Here is a 17,721-nt window from a genome sequence, read left to right as displayed (position 1 = left end):
GTGGAGCGGCCCTGAATGCCATAACGCACCTGAGCCTGTTTGTAGGTGAGCTCGCCTTTTTCAATCTGCTCGACCAGCGCCAGTTTAAAAGTCAGCGAGTAATCGCGCTGTGTCCGTTTCACACCTTGTCCCATCGGGTTCTCCATTTATTGGGGGGAAAGGTGTAAACCATATTCAGGACGGGACACTGAAAAAACAAAAAGCCCTGCCAGATTGGCAGGGCTTTTTCAGTCAACCGCATAGCTGGGGAGTCAAGCTCCCGAGCCGCTTACTGGTTGTGGGTAGAGCGACGTGGACGACGGGCCTGAGCCGGTTTGCCGGCACCATCAGCCGGACGCTGACCACCTTGCGGCTTGGGCTTGCCACCGTTACCGGTACGGGCACCACCCGCATTGCCATTGGAGGCGGAACGACCGGCCCCTTGACGCTGGCCTTGACCTTGCGGACGCGGCGCACGGCGCTGCTCGCTCGGATCGCGGGGCTCTTTGCGAAGCGGCGCGCCGATACCACGGGCGATGTTGTCGAGGGTCTCGCGGGAGGCTTCAAAACCGGCTACCTGCTCGCACGGGATGTTCTGCTTGGTCAGACGCTCGATCGCCTTGATAAGCTTCCCTTCATCGGCTGCAACCAGGGAGATGGCGTGACCGGCAGCACCGGCACGACCGGTACGACCGATGCGGTGAACGTAATCTTCCGCCACGTTCGGCAACTCGAAGTTGACCACTTGCGGCAGCTTGTCGATGTCCAGACCACGGGCGGCGATGTCGGTCGCCACCAGCACCTTGACGCTACCATCCTTGAAACCGGCCAGTGCGCGAGTACGGGCACCCTGGCTCTTGTTACCGTGGATGGCGGCTGCGCTGACGCCGTTCTTGTCGAGGGTCTCGGCAACACGGTTGGCCATGTGCTTGGTACGGGTGAACACCAATACCTGCTGCCAGTTGTTGCTGGTGACCAGATGACTCAGCAGCGCGATCTTGTTGGCCTTGTCGCACGGGTGCACCAGCTGCTCGATACGCTCGGCAGTGCTGTTACGCGGGGCCACTTCGATCACCGCCGGGTTATCCAGCAGACCGGTGGCCAGTTCGCGGATCTCGTCGGCAAAGGTGGCGGAGAAGAGCAGGTTCTGACGCTTCTTCGGCATCAGAGCCAGGATACGGCGGATGTCACGGATAAAGCCCATGTCGAGCATGCGATCCGCTTCGTCCAGTACCAGGATCTCCACTTCGTCGAACTTGACGGCGTTCTGGTTGTAAAGATCCATCAGACGGCCGGGACAGGCCACCAGCACGTCCAGACCACGGCGAGTCGCCATCATCTGCGGATTGATGCTGACGCCGCCGAACACGACGTGGCTGCGCATCGGCAGGTGTTTGCCGTAGTTACGCACGCTCTCGCCCACCTGGGCGGCCAGCTCGCGAGTCGGGGTCAGCACCAGCGCACGAATGCGGTTCGGAGAAACCTTGCGCTTGCTCTCCATCAGACGTTGCAGCATCGGCAGGGTAAAGCCTGCGGTCTTGCCGGTCCCTGTTTGGGCCGCCGCCATCAGATCGCGGCCAGCCAGAACGGCGGGGATCGCTTGCTGCTGAATGGGAGACGGGGTGTCGTAGCCTTGTTCGGCAACGGCACGCAACAAGGGTTCGGCCAGACCGAGGGAAGTAAAACTCATAATTACCTGCTAGAGATAGGGGCGCCGGGGATTTGTGGTGGGGCTCCTCTGCTGAGCCGATGCCATCTCACAAGATCTGGGCCTATTGATAAAACAACGATTTCCCCGGGGAGCAGAGCAAAGGGGAAAGAATAGAGGCGCAGTCTAACGGAGTTGTCCGGGATAAACGAGAAAAATGTGATGCTCCTCCCAGCACGAACAGAAAATCCCCCTCCTGCCCCCCGAATAATCCCGTTGATTGATGTCGCACGCACCACACTATTAACTGGCAACACAATATCTGCCCTCGCAGGCATGACTCGCGGGGCAAAAGCACGGGATAGAAGAACACAATAACGAGGTTTAGCTATGACCACGCCATATCGTCCCCGCGGCAGCTGGCAGGCAAGGATTGGCCTGCTGCTTCTGCTGCTAAGCCCTGCACTGCAGGCCAGTCAGACCCTGACCGTGGCCTGGAGTCACTGGCCCCCCTTTAGCCAAATCAACAACCGGGGTGAGCTGGATGGGCTGGATGTCAGCCTGACCCGCCAGATCCTCACCCAGGCTGGCTTTGCCCCCAAGTTTCGCGAACTTCCCTGGGCGCGGGCACTGCATCTGGTAGAACACGATCAGCTGGATGTGGCGATGGCCGCACTCCCCCTGCCGGAGCGCCAGAGCTATGCCCGCTTCTCGACCCCCTACCGTCAGAGTGCCTATGTGCTGCTGAGCAATGACCCTATCCCGGGCCATCAGGATCGCTGGGCACAGCTCGATAATCTGCCCGCGTTGTGCAACGAGAAAGGGCTCAAGATAGGCAAGTTGCGCGGCACTCGCCCCATGCATCAGATGGATAGCTGCCCTGCGCTTAAAATGGCGACCGAATACAACGCCGATGAGCGGATGATCGATCTGCTGCTGGCTCGCCGCCTCGATGGCATCATCATGGAGTGGCAATATGCTCGCTACCGGCTGGCCCAGCTGGGGGCCGAAGAGTTTATCAGCTGCCAACTGTTGCTACACCACCAGCCGGTCAGCCTGATGTTTGCCAAAAACAGCGTGAGCGAAGAACAGATCCTCAAAGTCAACGAGGCCATTCATGCCTTGCCCAAACCCCACAACAAGTTCTCGCCCCCCAGGTGTCGCCTCAATGCCGATCCGGGCGCCGCGGATCTGCTGACCCGCACTCTCCGCAAGCATTGACGGGATAAGCCGCTACCTGAAATAGCAAAGGCGACCCGAAGGTCGCCTTTTTGGTATTGTCGAACTTGATCTCCTGACTGATGGTGATCAGTCGATAAGCAGCAACAGCGATCAGCGCAGCTGCGGGGTATGGGTCAACACCCCCTGATTCTGGGCGCGATGGCGCAGCAGATGATCCATCAACACCAGCGCCAGCATGGCTTCGGCGATGGGCACGGCGCGGATGCCGACACAAGGATCGTGACGACCCTTGGTGATCATCTCGATAGCCTCGCCTTCGGTATTGATGGTCTTGCCCGGCACAGTGATGCTGGAAGTCGGTTTGAGCGCCATGCTCACCACGATATCCTGACCTGACGAAATACCGCCCAGAATGCCGCCCGCATGGTTGCTGGCAAAGCCCGCCGGGGTCATCTCGTCGCGATGCTCGGAGCCTTTTTGCTCCACTACCGCAAAGCCGTCACCGATCTCCACCCCTTTCACCGCATTGATGCCCATCATTGCGTGGGCAATGTCGGCGTCGAGGCGATCAAATACCGGCTCACCGAGACCCACCGGCACATTGCGCGCAATGACCTGCACCTTGGCACCGATACTGTTGCCCTCTTTTTTCAGGTCGCGCATGTATTGATCGAGCTCTTCCAACTTGCCCGCATCGGGGAAGAAGAAGGGATTCTGCTCGATCTGCGCGGCATCAAACACCTCGGCCTTGATGGGGCCGAGCTGGGAGAGAAAACCGGTGATCTCGATGCCGTGCACCTGTTTGAGGTACTTCTTGGCAATGGCCCCCGCCGCTACCCGCATCGCGGTCTCGCGTGCCGAGGAGCGACCGCCGCCGCGATAGTCCCGCTGACCATACTTCTGGTGGTAGGTGTAGTCAGCATGACCCGGCCGGAACAGATCCTTGATATCGGAGTAATCCTTGGAGCGCTGATCGGTGTTCTCGATGAGCAGCCCGATGGAGGTACCGGTGGTCTTGCCCTCGAACACTCCGGAGAGGATCTTCACCTCGTCCGGCTCACGGCGCGGCGTGGTGTAGCGGGAAGTGCCCGGCTTGCGCCGATCCAGATCCCCCTGCAGATCCGCCTCGCTGATCTCCAGCCCCGGCGGGCAGCCATCGACCACGGCGCCCAGCGCCAAACCGTGACTCTCGCCAAAGGTGGTGACCCGAAAGAGTTGACCAAAACTGTTCCCTGCCATGCGCGCTCCTGCTTAGTTCTTGTAGATGGCGAAATGATCCTGATACTGCACCAGCTCGTCACGGGTCATTACAAAGACGCCGTGACCGCCGTTTTCGAATTCAACCCAGGTAAAGGGGATCTCGGGGAACTGGGCTTCCAGATGGATCATGCTGTTGCCCACTTCGACCACCAGCACGCCGTTATCCTTGAGGAAATCTGCCGCATGGGCCAGCAGACGCTTGGTCAGCTTGAGACCATCGGAGCCGGATGCCAGCGCCAGCTCGGGCTCGTGACGGAATTCATCCGGCAGATCCGACATATCTTCGGAGTCCACATAGGGCGGGTTGGAGACGATGAGATCGTACTTGTCGCCCGCCGGCAGATCGCGGAACAGATCGGAGCGGATCGGAATGACCTGCTGCTCCAACCCGTGATCGTTGATGTTGCGCTCAGCCACGTTCAGCGCATCGATGCTGATATCGATGGCATCGACTTCCGCTTCAGGGAACTCGTGGGCCATGATGATGGCGATGCAACCTGAGCCGGTGCACAGGTCCATGATCCGGGTCGGTTCATGTTTGAGGAAGGGCGCGAAACGGTTGGCCACCATCTCCGCAATGGGGGAACGGGGAATGAGCACCCGCTCGTCCACGTAGAACTCCCAACCGGCATACCAGGCCTTGTTGGTCAGATAGGCGGCCGGTACCCGCTCCTGTACGCGGCGGATAATCAGCTCGGCGATACGGTGACGCTCGCTGCTGGTGAGACGGGAGTGGCGCATGGCCGGGTCTACATCCGGTGGCAGATGTAACGCGGGCAGTACCAGCTGCACAGCTTCATCCCAGGCGTTGTCGGTTCCATGACCGTAAAAAATCCCGGCGTCGTTGAAACGACTCATGGCCCAACGCAACATGTCCTGGATGGTGTGCATCTCGGCAACCACCTCATCGATAAATATCTTGTCCAAATCCACCTCCAAGTCGAGTAATATCCGGCCCGAGCCCCGTTTACGTTGCGGGCAAGACGCATACCTAATACATGAGCATCTGATGAAAAAAACGCCCTCACCGACAGACGAGGAAACCCTGCTGTTCCGCGATGCGATAAAAGGTACCCGGAAAATCAAGCAAGATACCATAAGGGCCGAGTTACGCCCGGTCAAGCAGAAACGCGAATTGCGCGAAACCCGCGAAAAGCTTGGGGTTGACCACTATTTCAGCGATGAGTATCAGCCCCATCTCGACGATGATGGGCCGACCCGTTACGTGCGGGAAGATGTGTCAAAATTTGAGCTGAAAAAGCTCAAGCGGGGCATTTATCCGCCGGAGATCTACCTGGATCTGCACGGCATGAACCAGCAGCAGGCAAAACAGGAGCTGGCCGCCCTGCTCACCCTCTGCCAGAAAGAGAACATTCACGTCGCCTCGGTGATGCACGGCATCGGCAAACATATTCTCAAACAGCGCATTCCCAGCTGGCTGGCCCAGCACCCCAATGTGCGCGCCTTCCATCAGGCCCCCCGCGAATGGGGCGGCGACAGCGCCATTCTGGTGTTGCTGGATATCGAAGAGTAGTTAGCCAAACGACCACACTATACTGAATATCAATATGTTATTCGCCGTGGAGGTCGCATGTTTACACAGGGTTCCCATGCCGACATAAAGTCATCTCTCGACGCCATCGGCGCTGCCGTGGCGGTGTTCAGCCTCGACAAGGATGATCACTTTGTGCTGGTCTCTGCCAACGATACCTTTGCCAAGGCGTTCGAGCTGGATGTCCTTGGCAGCATTGGCAAACAGCTGAGCGAGATGTTTCCCCGCTACATCACCAATACCATCGAGCCGCCAATGCACGAATGTGTGCGCATGCAGACCGGGCTCGAGAGCGAGCTGCCCATCGACAGCCTCTCGCGCACCAGTTGGTGGCGCTTTATTCTCTCCCCCATCATCCCCGAGCAGGCACGGATCAACCGGATCATCGTCACCGCCATCGACATCACCGCCAGGATGCAGCTGGAAGAGGCGCTTACCACCAGTCGCCGCCGCTTCGAGGCAGTGGTCAACTCCGCCTATGACGGCATCATCAGTGTCAGCAGCGAGTCACGCATCGAGCTTATCAATACCGCCGCCTGCGAAATGTTCGGGATCGACGAAAGTTATCTCGGCAAACGGCTGGAAACCCTGCTGCCACAGCGTTTTCGCGCCAATCACGAAACCTATTTCAAAGCCTTCAGCAGCTCCCCCATCAATTCGCGCCCGATGCATGCCCGCGCCTCGGTGATGGGTCTGCGCCGCGATGGTAGCGAATTTCCGCTGGAGGTGACCATCGCCAAGATCAATCTGGGCCCGACCACCGAGATGACCGCCATCTTGCGGGATATCTCGGAGCGAGCCCGACTGGTGGAGGAGTTGAAGGTCGCCGCCACCACGGATCCCCTGACCGGCATTGCCAACCGGCGCCGCTTCAACGAGCTGGTCAACGCCGAGATGCAACGCTGCCAGCGTTTTGGCCATACCATGAGCCTGCTGCTGATCGATATCGACCACTTCAAGGAAGTCAACGATACCTTTGGCCATCAGCAGGGGGATTTGGCGATCCTGAGTCTGGTGAAACGGATCAGCAAACAGCTGCGGGAGGTGGACATGCTGGGTCGCTGGGGTGGCGAAGAGTTTATCGTGCTGCTGCCGGAAACCTCCCTCGAGCTCGCCTGGGCCAGCGCCGAGCGGATCAGGCTAGCCATCGAATCCCAGCACCATGCACTGGAGGGGGCTCTTGAGATCTCCCTCACCATCAGTATCGGGATCAGTGCCAGCAAGGGCAGCCATGACACTGTAGAGAAGATGGTCAGACGAGCCGACACCGCCCTCTATCTGGCCAAGAAACAGGGGCGCAACTGCTGCCGCAAAGAGGAACCGGAGCCGACCTGATGGCGCACGCCCCTGCCCTCTGGTGACACTGCTAACCTTTGCCTGCAGAGATAACCAACCGCAACGAATACAAAAGACAGCGCTACTCTCTTCGGTAGCGCTGCTTTTTTCATTCTGCTTTTGGTGCACTCTTCCATCACAACCATCAAGGGGACGGCTAAAGCGCAGTGGGCCGCCATCAGCCAGAGAGAGCCTCACCGACAGCATGCCGCCGTTGGGCAATTGCCAGTCGAAGAAGTCATCAAAACCGGCAATCGTTACGGCGCGGATCACCTTGGCGACCACACCGTGCGCCACCAGCAGTATCCGCTCCCCTTGCATGGTCGAAGCAAGTTCCGTGAGTCCCTGTGAGACTCGGGCAATCACCTCATCAATGGTTTCACCACCGGGAGGAGCTTCAGCCCAGCGCCGGGTGATATTGCGCGCCCACAGTTCGGGATAGCGATCCCTTGCTTCTGCCTGCGTCAGACCTTCAAACAGGCCGACATCCCGCTCACGAAAGGCAGGCACAAGTTCCACAGGCAATCCCAACTGACGAGACAAGATGGCACCACTCTCCCTTGTTCGCAGCAGGGGGGACGCCAGCAACCGATCAAACGGCTGCTGTGCCACAGCCAGCCGGGATATCTGACGCACGCCATCGTCGTTAAGTCCAATATCCAGCGAGCCTTGATAGCGTCCTTCCGCATTGGCCTGCGTCTCTGCATGGCGGATCACCACCAGTTCCATGGTGCACTCCTCTTTCCTGCTATCTGCTTAGTGATTAAACCGCAATCGACTTCCCATTCGGATAACGTGATGATAATCCCCATTTATCTGCGCACCTTAACGATTCTTTAAAATCGAGCAAGATTACCTCGCTCGCAGTAAAACAACATCCGCTGAACTACATACTCTCATCCGTAAACGAATAGATACACATGACTTTTACATCCTATATGTTCATTTTTTCTCTCTGTGAAATAAATGTCACCAAGGTGATGCCATGAATTGATAGATGGGAAGAATAAACATCCTCATCATAAATACGAGAAGGATCGCGTCATGGGTGTGCTCTTCGAACCCATCGTTTAGCAAAACATCACACAATGTTTTTGAATATTACTAAGCAGCAAGGGTAAAACATTAGATCCAGCCATCAATAAATTTGATGTGGGCCGTTTACATCACTTTAAATGGGAAAGAAAGTTGGCTGACAAATACAGTTCCCCCTCCAGATTGATGGATCTCTTTTTAATCACTACCACATATTATCTCGTACCATAAAAATATATAAAAAGGGGGCCAAGCCCCCTCTCCTTATCAATCAATGGATGGACTATCTCTTATTATTGGGTTGTCACCAACGCCCAGGGGCCACCTTTGGCGGGATCATCCCCTTGCGTCCACCATTTGGCCTGATAGACGGCGCCCTTGTAGCTCACCTTGCTGCCAGCGGTATAGACCTTGCTTGCATCCCAGGCAGGCTGGCCATCAACCGGCGGATCAACCGGGTCGACCGGGGTGGGATCGAGCTTGGCGACGATCCGCACTTTCGGCCAGTTGGCGTGGGAACCGTAGAAGTTGGTCACGCACTTCTCGTAATCACCCGGCACCAGCGCAGAATAAGCGGTCTGAAAGCCCACCAGCTCGCACTCGAAGGAGTAACCGCCCGGGCGATCCGGATAGTATTTCCAGTTGCCATCCCAGTTGGTGTAGAGCACATCGGTAGCGCCGTTAAGATTGAGGCTGCCATAGGGAGTCTGCTGCCAGCAGGTGTTCTTCTCATCCGCCTTGAGCGGGATCTGGTAGTGGTTGGCCAGCCCTTCCCAGTAGCGGATACGATTGACCGGCTGCCCCTTGTCCTTGTTCTGCTCGCCACACTCGATGCCGCCGTTGATGACGTTGATGGTGGTGCCAAAACCATAGCCGATACCAGCGTCAGCTTCCCGTTTGGAGGGTACCCAGGTGCGATCAATCACGTGCAACATGGCCGGTTTCGGGGCCTGCGGGGTGAGGAAGAACCAGATGGCAGAAGCGAGGTTGAGCCAGGAGTCCGCCACCAGCCCCGGGTTGTTGAGCAGCACGGAGGCATCGCCATCGAACATCGCCTCGGAGAAGGCACCGTAGTTGAAGTGGTAGGAGAGCTGCTTGGCGCCGCGGCCGAAGTACCCCTGACCCGTGCTGCAAGGCCACTTCTTGTTCTGCCAGTCGTTCTGGCCACAGCCGGTGGTATAGCCGGTCTGTCCCTCTGACCAGCCCATCTCCCGCACATGCACCAGCGCCTGTTGCCACTCCTCCAGCCCCAGCGGGTTATCAGAGACGTTCTCCTTGGCAATATGGCCCCCCGTCTCCTGAGAGAAGTGCGCAAAGGCCGTCACAATGGATTTTTTACAGATCGCATCAGAGTCGCGACCGTCGGTATATTCGCCACAGAACGCAGGGAATTTACCGATGGCTCGCAAGAAGCGGACATAAGTATATTCCGGCGCTGCCATCTGGGTTAAATATTCCCATTCAGATTGGGGAAATACCCGTTCAACCCGTTTTACGTTGTCAGGATTGCTGGCCAGACCCGGTTCAATGGCATCAACGATTTTATTTGACCGGGTGGCCAATGCCTTGGCCCATATTGCATACATGGGATTAGCCGTCTTGACTTTTTCCACGGCGGCCAGATCCGGGGCCGCAATCACATATCCTCCAGCATTTTGCGGATCGGGTTGAATATTCATGGCTGCACTCATTGCGGCATAGCTTGGCAATGCGCAGGCGGCAGCGATTAGCCAGGCACAACGCTTGGGTTTGAACATGTTTATCGTCCTTGTTTGAATTAATGCGTTCCAAGAGTAGGTGTTTCAACAACTAAATTCACGATGAGAATTTAGAAATAAGCAGAATTTGTGAGCCATTTCACCTTGTGATATTCAGTGCAGCTGAAACAAAGAAAAAGAACCCAAACGAAAACGTCACAGCGTGATCTTTCGCCCATTTTTAGAACAGTTGAGACGGCCGGGTGGCATGCCATACGGTCATTGTTCGTGATGAAAAAAATGGCTGACAGGCTCAACCTGTCAGCCATCATCAATGTTCAAGAAAAATGCTCAAAATAGCCGGATGTCAGGCACGCACGGCACGGATCAGGATATTGCGCGGGGTCATGGGTTTGGCACAGAACTCCCCCACTTCGACCCGATAGCCCTGCTCTTGCAAAAAGAGCGCGCGATCCAGCGCCAGCCAGATCTCGAGGGGACGGCGAAACAGGTGGCGCACCAGCTCCATGCGGGCGACATCACCAAAGCGGCGCTCCCCGTGTTCCAACCAGGCGGGGTAGTCCAGCCCGGCGGGCAGCACAATTCCTTTGCGTTCAGCAGCCCAAACGCAGAATGCCTCGAAGGTGCCGGTCAGCAGGCTCTTTTGCATATTGGGCACCGGCAGATACTCATCCACACCGCGCACCTGACGCTGCAGGCAGTCAAACCCGAGCCGCCACACCACTTCCTGCTCGCGCAGGCGGGCGATCCGCGCACCGCCAGTCACCGTCTCCTGTAGCGGCAACTTGAGATCCGCCTTGCTCAACACCAGCTCGCTGGCGCTGGCCGCGGCTGACAGCGGGCGATAGTGGCTGCTGCGGATCAGGTGGTAACAACAGGGAGAGATGGTCACGCCGCTGGCACTGCGCTCGGCCACCCGCTCCAGCAGATGGGTGTGCAGCTCGCCGCAGGCATGGAGTGCCATAGCGTGATGTTCGGGGGCGATCAGCGCCGCCGACTCGCGGGCAAAAGCATCGGCGCAGGTAAAGGTCATATTGGCGCCATCCCGCTCGGCCAGCAGCCGACCTTCGTCACAAAGCTGCCCTTGCAACTCCAGACTGAGGATCGGAGCCTGCCGATGAATTGATACCAGCCGCCCAAGGTGGCCCTTGCCGGCACACCACTCCAGATAGGGGCCCTGATGGGCAGGCAGACAGGCGGTGAACGACTCGATCTGGGCCTGCTTGCGCCCCGGCATATGCCGCGCCATCTCCTTGCTGCAGGTGATGGGCTCTGGGGCAAACGGGACAAGCTGACTGAGTTGCTGCAGCTCGGCTCCCTCGGCAATCCAGGGGACAAGCAGCGTGCTGAGGGCATCCATATCCGCATCGAGCTCCGCCAACTGGCCGAGCGTCAGCCCATTGAGCAACGCCGCCAGTTCGGGCGCCTCATCGGCAAAGGCCATGGTCAGATTATGATATGGCTGATATTGCCACCAGCGCCGGTAGCGGGTGAGCAGTCGATCCAGTTGTTGAAAACGTTGAGCCAGCACGAATGCCCCTGCCTTGCAGTCAAAAAGGAGGCTCATTCTAGCGATCCCGCTTCAAATTGCACTCTCAATACCAAACGATCAGCGCCGCGCAACAGCACAGCCAACCCTGTGAGCCAGGGCAGACCTGACAAAGTGCGGGGTTTTATGCTATATTCCGCCCCCTCTTTCACGCGCCCCGCCCAACGCGGGTCGCTTTACCACTAGCTATGGGACCAACAACATGACCATCAACGCCATTCTGCAAGCGCGCGCGGGCGCCAAGTGTGAACTGTGCAGCGCCGAGCAGGCGCTGACCGCCTTCGTGGTGCCTCACTCCCCCGCCAGCGACGATGATCACAGCGTTGCTATCTGTGACACCTGCCGTGGTCAGCTGGAACAACCGGATACCCTGGTGGTCAACCACTGGCGTTGCCTGAGTGACAGCATGTGGAGCCAGGTGCCTGCGGTGCAGGTGATGGCATGGCGCCAGCTCAAAGCTCTCTCCGGCAAGGGTGAAGTGTGGGCTCAGGATCTGCTGGACATGATGTACATGGAAGACGAAGCCAAGGCCTGGGCTGAAGCTGGTATTGCTGACGAAGATGACGACAGCGTACCGACCGTTGACTCCAACGGCGCCGTGCTGCAAGAGGGCGACTCCGTCACCCTGATCAAGGATCTGGACGTGAAAGGCGCCGGTTTCACCGCCAAGCGCGGCACCCTGGTCAAGGGCATCCGTCTGACCAACAACCCGCTCCATATCGAAGGCAAGGTCAACGGCGTGCAGATCGTGCTGGTTGCGGCCTACCTGAAAAAGGCCTAAGCCAGGAGCGATTGCTCTGCTGTCTACTACCAGAGCACAAGCACAACGAAAAAGGATGGCGTCACGCCATCCTTTTTTATACCCGCTTGCCGCAAACGGCCAACTTGAGCCCATAACAGGCCAGCCAAAGCAACAAGGCGCATCCGGATGGACGCGCCTTCTTTACAGGGCCGATACCGTTAACCGGCAGCGGAAACGGTCACTCAGGAGGAGAGCTTGCCGTCCAGTTCGGCAATCTTGGCCGACCAGTAGGCCGGGCCGGTTTCGTGGATGTTGTTACCCTCGGAGTCGACCGCTACGGTCACCGGCATATCTTCCACTTCAAACTCGTAGATCGCTTCCATGCCGAGATCGGCAAAAGCTACCACGCGCGCCTTCTTGATCGCCTTGGCCACCAGATAGGCGGCGCCACCAACGGCCATCAGATAGACAGCCTTGTGCTGCTTGATACTCTCGACGGTTTTCGGACCACGCTCGGACTTGCCGATCATGCCGATAAGGCCAGTTTCACCCAGCATCATGTCGGTGAACTTGTCCATCCGGGTAGAGGTGGTGGGGCCAGCCGGGCCAACTACTTCGTCGCGCACCGCATCAACCGGGCCAACGTAATAGATGAAGCGGTTGGTGAAATCGACTCCTTCCGGCAGCCCTTCACCATTTTTCAGCATGTCGGCGATACGCTTGTGGGCGGCGTCGCGACCGGTGAGGATCTTGCCGGAGAGCAGCACGGTATCACCGCTCTTCCAGCTGGCCAATTCGGCCTTGGTGATGCCATCGACGTTGACGCGGCGCACGTTGCCACCCGCTTCACGGGTGATCTCCGGCCAATCACTCAGTTTCGGCGGAGTCAGTTCGGCAGGGCCTGAACCATCCAGCTCGAAGTGAACGTGGCGGGTCGCGGCGCAGTTGGGGATCATCACCACCGGCTTGGAGGCGGCATGAGTCGGCGCAGATTTCACCTTCACATCCAGCACGGTAGTGAGGCCGCCCAGACCCTGGGCACCGATCCCCAGCTTGTTGACCTTGTCGTAGAGCTCGACCCGCAGCTTCTCTTCGGTGGTTTGCGGGCCACGAGCGATCAGCTCCTGAATGTCGATGTGCTCCATCAGGGCCTCTTTGGCCAGCACCGCCGCTTTCTCGGCGGTACCGCCGATGCCGATGCCCAGCATGCCGGGCGGGCACCAGCCTGCGCCCATGGTCGGCACGGTTTTCAGCACCCACTCGACGATATCGTCAGAGGGGTTGAGCATCACCATCTTGGATTTGTTCTCGGAGCCGCCGCCTTTGGCCGCGATGCTCACTTCCACCTTGTTGCCGGGGATCATGTCGATATGCACCACGGCAGGGGCGTTGTCTTTGGTGTTTTTGCGACTGCCGGCCGGATCGGCCAGCACCGAGGCGCGCAGCGGGTTGTCAGGATTGGTGTAGGCACGACGGGTCCCTTCGTCCACCATCTCCTGCACCGTCATGTCGCTGTCCCACTGGACTTGCATGCCAATCTTGACGAAACAGGTCACGATGCCGGTGTCCTGGCAGAGCGGACGATGACCTTCGGCGGACATGCGGGAGTTGATCAGGATCTGGGCCAGCGCATCTTTGGCGGCCGGGTTGGCCTCACGGTCATACGCCGCTTTGGCAGCCTGAACAAAATCCAACGGGTGGTAATAGGAGATGTACTGGAGGGCATCTGCGATAGAATCGATGAAATCCTGTTTTTTTATAATGCTCATATCATCCTCACTGGTCCTTGTCTCTGCCACGGAGCAGGGCAAGGGCTTCCATATGATGGGCCGTGCTGACGTGCTGGCTAAAAACTATCAACCAGCAAAAAACGAACGACACGGCAGTTTGTTCTTAAGTCACCGACACCTATGATACGCTTGCCCACCAGCACCGACTAGGGTTCGGGAACCAAACTGTTGCCTGTGTAACATAAAATGACGCCAACACTTCATATCCATCATCTAGACCATAGTGCTGAACTCCATCAGCTTTTTGCCCGCCTGCAACATCAGCCGTGGGCCATGTTGCTGGAATCGGCGGGACCACTCGCTGCCGATAACGGCTTTGATATCATCACTGCCGATCCGCTGGCGACCCTCGAAACCCGTGGCGAGGTGACCACTCTGCGTGTCGGGGCGAATATCAGCAAACACCACGAAGATCCCCTCGCCCTGCTGGCCCATACCCAGCAACAGCTGCTGGGGGAGCTGGATCTGTGCGCCCCTCACCTGCCCTTTATTGGCGGCGCCCTCGGCTTGTTTGGCTATGATCTGGGCCGTCGCTTCGAGCGACTGCCAGTGCAGGCCGCCGCCGATATCGCGGTGCCGGACATGGCGGTAGGTATCTACGACTGGGCGCTGCTGCGCAATGTGGCGACCGGCGACTGGCAGCTGGTGCACTGGGGGGATAAAGCGGGCCTTGCCAACCGGCTGGCCTGGCTTGAACAGCAGCAGGCCAAACCGGCCCCCGCTTTTGCCTTGCAGGGGTCGTGGCAGAGCAATATGAGCCGCGCCGAGTATGGCGAGAAGTTTTCCCGTATTCAGGAATATCTCGCCGCGGGAGATTGCTACCAGATCAACCTGACCCAGCGTTTCAGCGCCCCCTATCAGGGGGATGAGTGGCAGGCCTATTGCCTGCTGGCAACCGCCAACAAGGCCCCCTTCTCTGCCTTTATCCGCCTGCCGGAGAGCGCGCTGCTGAGCCTCTCTCCCGAGCGGTTCCTGCTGCTCGATGGCCGCCATATCGAAACCAAACCCATCAAAGGCACTCGCCCTCGCCACCCCGATCCGGCCACCGATCGGCAAGTCGCACGGGAGCTGGCGCAGGCGGACAAGGACAGATCAGAGAATCTGATGATCGTTGATCTGCTGCGCAACGACATCGGTCGGGTCAGCCGGCCGGGCTCGGTCAGCGTGCCTCATCTCTTTGCGGTGGAGTCGTTTCCGGCGGTACATCATCTGGTCTCCACCATCCACGGTGAGCTGGATGCACACTGGCAAGGAGTCGATCTGCTGCGGGCCTGTTTCCCGGGTGGCTCCATCACCGGCGCCCCCAAAATCCGGGCTATGGAGATCATCGAAGAGCTGGAACCCCAGCGTCGCAATGCCTATTGCGGCAGCATCGGCTATCTCAGCCAGCATGGCCGGATGGATACCAGCATCTGCATTCGCACTCTGATCGCCGAAGCGGGTCACCTGCACTGCTGGGCCGGTGGCGGCATCATCGCCGACTCAGACGCCGACAGCGAATATCAGGAGACCTATGACAAGGTCGCCCGCATCCTGCCGCCGCTGTCGGCGCTCTAACCCTCCCCACTGTCTGGCCAACGCACAGGAGAGCTCCCCGACATGGATCGCCACGAACTGCTGACCCGCTTCCAGTTGCAGCGACCCGCCCCGGCCCATCGCCTCGCCATCGGCGGGCTCAGTCCGGCGGCGGTGTTGATCCCGGTGGTGATGCGCGACGAGGGGCTCAGCGTGTTATTGACCCGGCGCAGCCCACGGCTACGTCATCATGGGGGGCAGATCAGCTTTCCCGGCGGGCGACAGGATCCCGGCGACGAAGACCTCATTGCCACAGCGCTGCGGGAGACCGAAGAGGAGCTCGGCATTCCGGCCCGGCTGATCGAAGTGATCGGCACCCTCAACCCGCTCAATACGGTGTCACGATTCGAGGTACTGCCGGTGCTGGGGCTGCTCGATGGCAACTATCCCCTTATCCTGAGTCCGGATGAGGTGGATCACGCCTTCGAAGTGCCGCTGACCCATCTGCTGGATCGGCGCAACCACATCCCCCTGACCCTTTCCAGAGGGGGGAAAGCACACACCATCTACTGGATCCCCTGGCAACAGCACTTTATCTGGGGGGCTACCGCCAGCATGATTAACCAGCTAGCCCAGCATCTCGCCAGATAACAATTTACCTACATTTGACTGAGCGAGATTTAATCATTAACACTAAAATAACGTGCCAATTGATAAACAATAATTGAATTTTTCTTGTTTTGATCACATTTCCATAAGAAAGTGCGGTTTTTCGTGCCGTAAAGATGAATTTGATCAACATTTTTGATTAGAAAAACCGTATCCTTGCGCCGACTTAATAAGAACCACACATTCGGGGTGAGATAGATGTCAAACACAGTCACTGGCACGCAGGGAGTTGCGGCGTCAACAGAGCAAGGGATCAGCTCTACTCAAACCACTCGTTGGGAAAAACGCGACTCTACCTGGGTCATCAGTCTGTTCGGGACCGCGGTTGGTGCGGGTATCCTGTTCCTGCCGATCAACGCGGGTATGGGCGGTTTCTGGCCGCTGGTCGTCATGGCGCTGCTGGTAGGTCCCATGACCTATCTGGCCCACCGTGGTCTGGCCCGCTTCGTCCTTTCCTCCAAAAAGCCAAATGCAGACATCACCGAAGTGGTGGAAGAGCACTTTGGCGTGGGTGCCGGTAAATTAATCACCCTGCTCTACTTCTTCGCCATCTACCCCATCGTGCTGATCTACGGCGTGGGCATCACCAACACCGTGGAAAGCTTTATGGTCAACCAGCTGCAGATGAGTGCCCCGCCGCGCTGGATCCTCTCCATCGTGCTGATCATGGGCATGATGTCGGTGATGCTGGCCGGTGAAAAGCTGATGCTGAAAGTGACCGAGCTGCTGGTTTATCCGCTGATCGCCATTCTGGCCGGTATCTCCCTCTACCTGATCCCGGACTGGACCGGCGCGGCGCTGGAGCAAGTGCCCTCTGCCAAGGATTTCGCCACTACCCTGTGGCTGACCATCCCGGTACTGGTCTTCTCCTTCAACCACAGCCCGGCCATCTCCAGCTTCTCCCTGGCCCAGCGCCGCGACCACGGTGATCAGGCGGTCGAGAAAGCCGATGCCATCCTCAAGCGTACCGCCATGGTGCTGCTGGGCTTCGTGATGTTCTTCGTCTTCTCTTGCGTCATGAGCCTGACACCGGCCCAGCTGGCGGAAGCCAAGGCTCAGAACATCGCCGTGCTCTCCTATCTGGCCAACCAGCATGCCAGCCCCATCATCTCCTACTTCGGTCCGCTGGTTGCGTTCGTCGCCATCGTCTCCTCCTTCTTCGGCCACTATCTGGGTGCCCGTGAAGGTCTGAAGGGGATGATCGTGCAGAACATGCGCAAGTCCGGCAAAGAGCCGAACGCCAAGAAAGTCGAGATGTTCATCATCGCCTTCTTCATCCTGACCCTGTGGGGCACTGCCATTGCCAACCCCTCCATCCTGGGCATGATTGAATCCTTGGGCGGCCCGATCATCGCTACCATCCTGTTCATCATGCCGATGTACGCCATCAAGCGCGTACCTGCCATGGCGAAATATCAGGGCCATATCAGCAACGTATTCGTTGCAACCATGGGGATGATCGCCATCTCCGCCATCCTCTATCAGCTGGTCGGTTAATCCCCCACCTGCCGCTGATAGCAAAAAGCCAGCCGAACACTCGGCTGGCTTTTTTATCTCTGCTGTCCCGTCCTGAATATGGTTTACACCTTTCCCCCCAATAAATGGAGAACCCGATGGGACAAGGTGTGAAACGGACACAGCGCGATTACTCGCTGACTTTTAAACTGGCGCTGGTCGAGCAGATTGAAAAAGGCGAGCTCACCTACAAACAGGCTCAGGTGCGTTATGGCATTCAGGGCCGCTCCAC

The 17,721-nt window shown here is 58.2% G+C and carries 13 protein-coding genes and 3 pseudogenes; 8 read left to right on the top strand and 8 right to left on the bottom strand.

What is annotated here, in order from left to right:
* Positions 1 to 134: pseudogene (locus AB5Y86_RS10525) on the bottom strand (IS3 family transposase); the annotation flags it as partial.
* A gap of 134 nt (positions 135 to 268) precedes the next feature.
* Positions 269 to 1,669: a DEAD/DEAH box helicase gene (locus AB5Y86_RS10520; RefSeq protein WP_005333194.1), complete on the bottom strand. Its 1,401-nt coding sequence runs from the start codon at positions 1,667 to 1,669 to the stop codon at positions 269 to 271.
* Positions 1,670 to 2,017: 348 nt separating this feature from the next.
* Between AB5Y86_RS10520 and AB5Y86_RS10515 the strand changes: the two genes are divergently transcribed.
* A complete protein-coding gene (locus tag AB5Y86_RS10515; RefSeq protein WP_042053721.1) occupies positions 2,018 to 2,848 on the top strand; it encodes an ABC transporter substrate-binding protein in 831 nt (276 codons plus the stop codon).
* A 111-nt stretch (positions 2,849 to 2,959) separates the two neighbouring features.
* Here AB5Y86_RS10515 and aroC read toward each other — a convergent pair whose 3' ends face one another.
* Both aroC and prmB read right to left on the bottom strand, forming a co-directional pair.
* On the bottom strand, positions 2,960 to 4,048 hold the full coding sequence (gene aroC, locus AB5Y86_RS10510; protein WP_368192831.1) for a chorismate synthase: 1,089 nt from the start codon (positions 4,046 to 4,048) through the stop codon (positions 2,960 to 2,962).
* 12 nt (positions 4,049 to 4,060) lie between these two features.
* Positions 4,061 to 4,996 (bottom strand): 50S ribosomal protein L3 N(5)-glutamine methyltransferase, encoded by a 936-nt coding sequence (gene prmB, locus AB5Y86_RS10505; RefSeq protein ID WP_005360393.1) that lies wholly within the window; start codon positions 4,994 to 4,996, stop codon positions 4,061 to 4,063.
* An 82-nt stretch (positions 4,997 to 5,078) separates the two neighbouring features.
* Between prmB and smrB the strand changes: the two genes are divergently transcribed.
* Both smrB and AB5Y86_RS10495 read left to right on the top strand, forming a co-directional pair.
* Positions 5,079 to 5,603, top strand: a complete 525-nt coding sequence (gene smrB / locus AB5Y86_RS10500) for an endonuclease SmrB (RefSeq protein WP_005333198.1) — start codon at positions 5,079 to 5,081, stop codon at positions 5,601 to 5,603.
* 57 nt (positions 5,604 to 5,660) lie between these two features.
* A complete protein-coding gene (locus AB5Y86_RS10495) occupies positions 5,661 to 6,956 on the top strand; it encodes a diguanylate cyclase (RefSeq protein WP_013723774.1) in 1,296 nt (431 codons plus the stop codon).
* A 150-nt stretch (positions 6,957 to 7,106) separates the two neighbouring features.
* On the opposite strand, the pseudogene AB5Y86_RS10490 reads toward AB5Y86_RS10495, so the two are convergent.
* The 3 genes and pseudogenes from AB5Y86_RS10490 to AB5Y86_RS10480 form a co-directional block, all read right to left on the bottom strand.
* Positions 7,107 to 7,685: pseudogene (locus AB5Y86_RS10490) on the bottom strand (histidine phosphatase family protein); the annotation flags it as partial.
* A 599-nt stretch (positions 7,686 to 8,284) separates the two neighbouring features.
* Entirely contained in the window at positions 8,285 to 9,748 is a 1,464-nt protein-coding gene (locus AB5Y86_RS10485) for a chitinase (protein ID WP_368192830.1), read from the bottom strand.
* A gap of 307 nt (positions 9,749 to 10,055) precedes the next feature.
* Positions 10,056 to 11,276, bottom strand: a complete 1,221-nt coding sequence (locus tag AB5Y86_RS10480; protein WP_368192828.1) for a methyltransferase — start codon at positions 11,274 to 11,276, stop codon at positions 10,056 to 10,058.
* A 184-nt stretch (positions 11,277 to 11,460) separates the two neighbouring features.
* Here AB5Y86_RS10480 and AB5Y86_RS10475 point away from each other — a divergent pair, with 184 nt between their 5' ends.
* A complete protein-coding gene (locus tag AB5Y86_RS10475; protein WP_005333203.1) occupies positions 11,461 to 12,039 on the top strand; it encodes an alkylphosphonate utilization protein in 579 nt (192 codons plus the stop codon).
* A 203-nt stretch (positions 12,040 to 12,242) separates the two neighbouring features.
* Here the strand turns inward: AB5Y86_RS10475 and AB5Y86_RS10470 are convergent, their stop codons facing one another.
* Positions 12,243 to 13,769 carry a fumarate hydratase gene (locus AB5Y86_RS10470; RefSeq protein ID WP_005351759.1) on the bottom strand — a complete coding sequence of 509 codons (1,527 nt, stop codon included), beginning with the start codon at positions 13,767 to 13,769 and terminating at the stop codon, positions 12,243 to 12,245.
* Positions 13,770 to 14,063: 294 nt separating this feature from the next.
* On the opposite strand from AB5Y86_RS10470, the gene pabB reads away from it, so the two are divergent.
* From pabB to AB5Y86_RS10450, 4 genes and pseudogenes are all read left to right on the top strand, one after another.
* Complete coding sequence (gene pabB / locus AB5Y86_RS10465; protein WP_368192827.1) at positions 14,064 to 15,347, top strand: aminodeoxychorismate synthase component I; 1,284 nt, start codon at positions 14,064 to 14,066, stop codon at positions 15,345 to 15,347.
* Between the two features lie 42 nt (positions 15,348 to 15,389).
* Positions 15,390 to 15,956: a CoA pyrophosphatase gene (locus AB5Y86_RS10460; RefSeq protein WP_368192826.1), complete on the top strand. Its 567-nt coding sequence runs from the start codon at positions 15,390 to 15,392 to the stop codon at positions 15,954 to 15,956.
* 216 nt (positions 15,957 to 16,172) lie between these two features.
* Positions 16,173 to 17,471 (top strand): serine/threonine transporter, encoded by a 1,299-nt coding sequence (locus tag AB5Y86_RS10455; protein WP_005360372.1) that lies wholly within the window; start codon positions 16,173 to 16,175, stop codon positions 17,469 to 17,471.
* Positions 17,472 to 17,587: 116 nt separating this feature from the next.
* Positions 17,588 to 17,721: pseudogene (locus AB5Y86_RS10450) on the top strand (IS3 family transposase); the annotation flags it as partial.

It is taken from the genome of Aeromonas sp. s8 (assembly GCF_040907785.1).
GTDB lineage: Bacteria > Pseudomonadota > Gammaproteobacteria > Enterobacterales > Aeromonadaceae > Aeromonas > Aeromonas veronii.
This window is presented reverse-complemented; position numbering and strand designations above follow the sequence as displayed.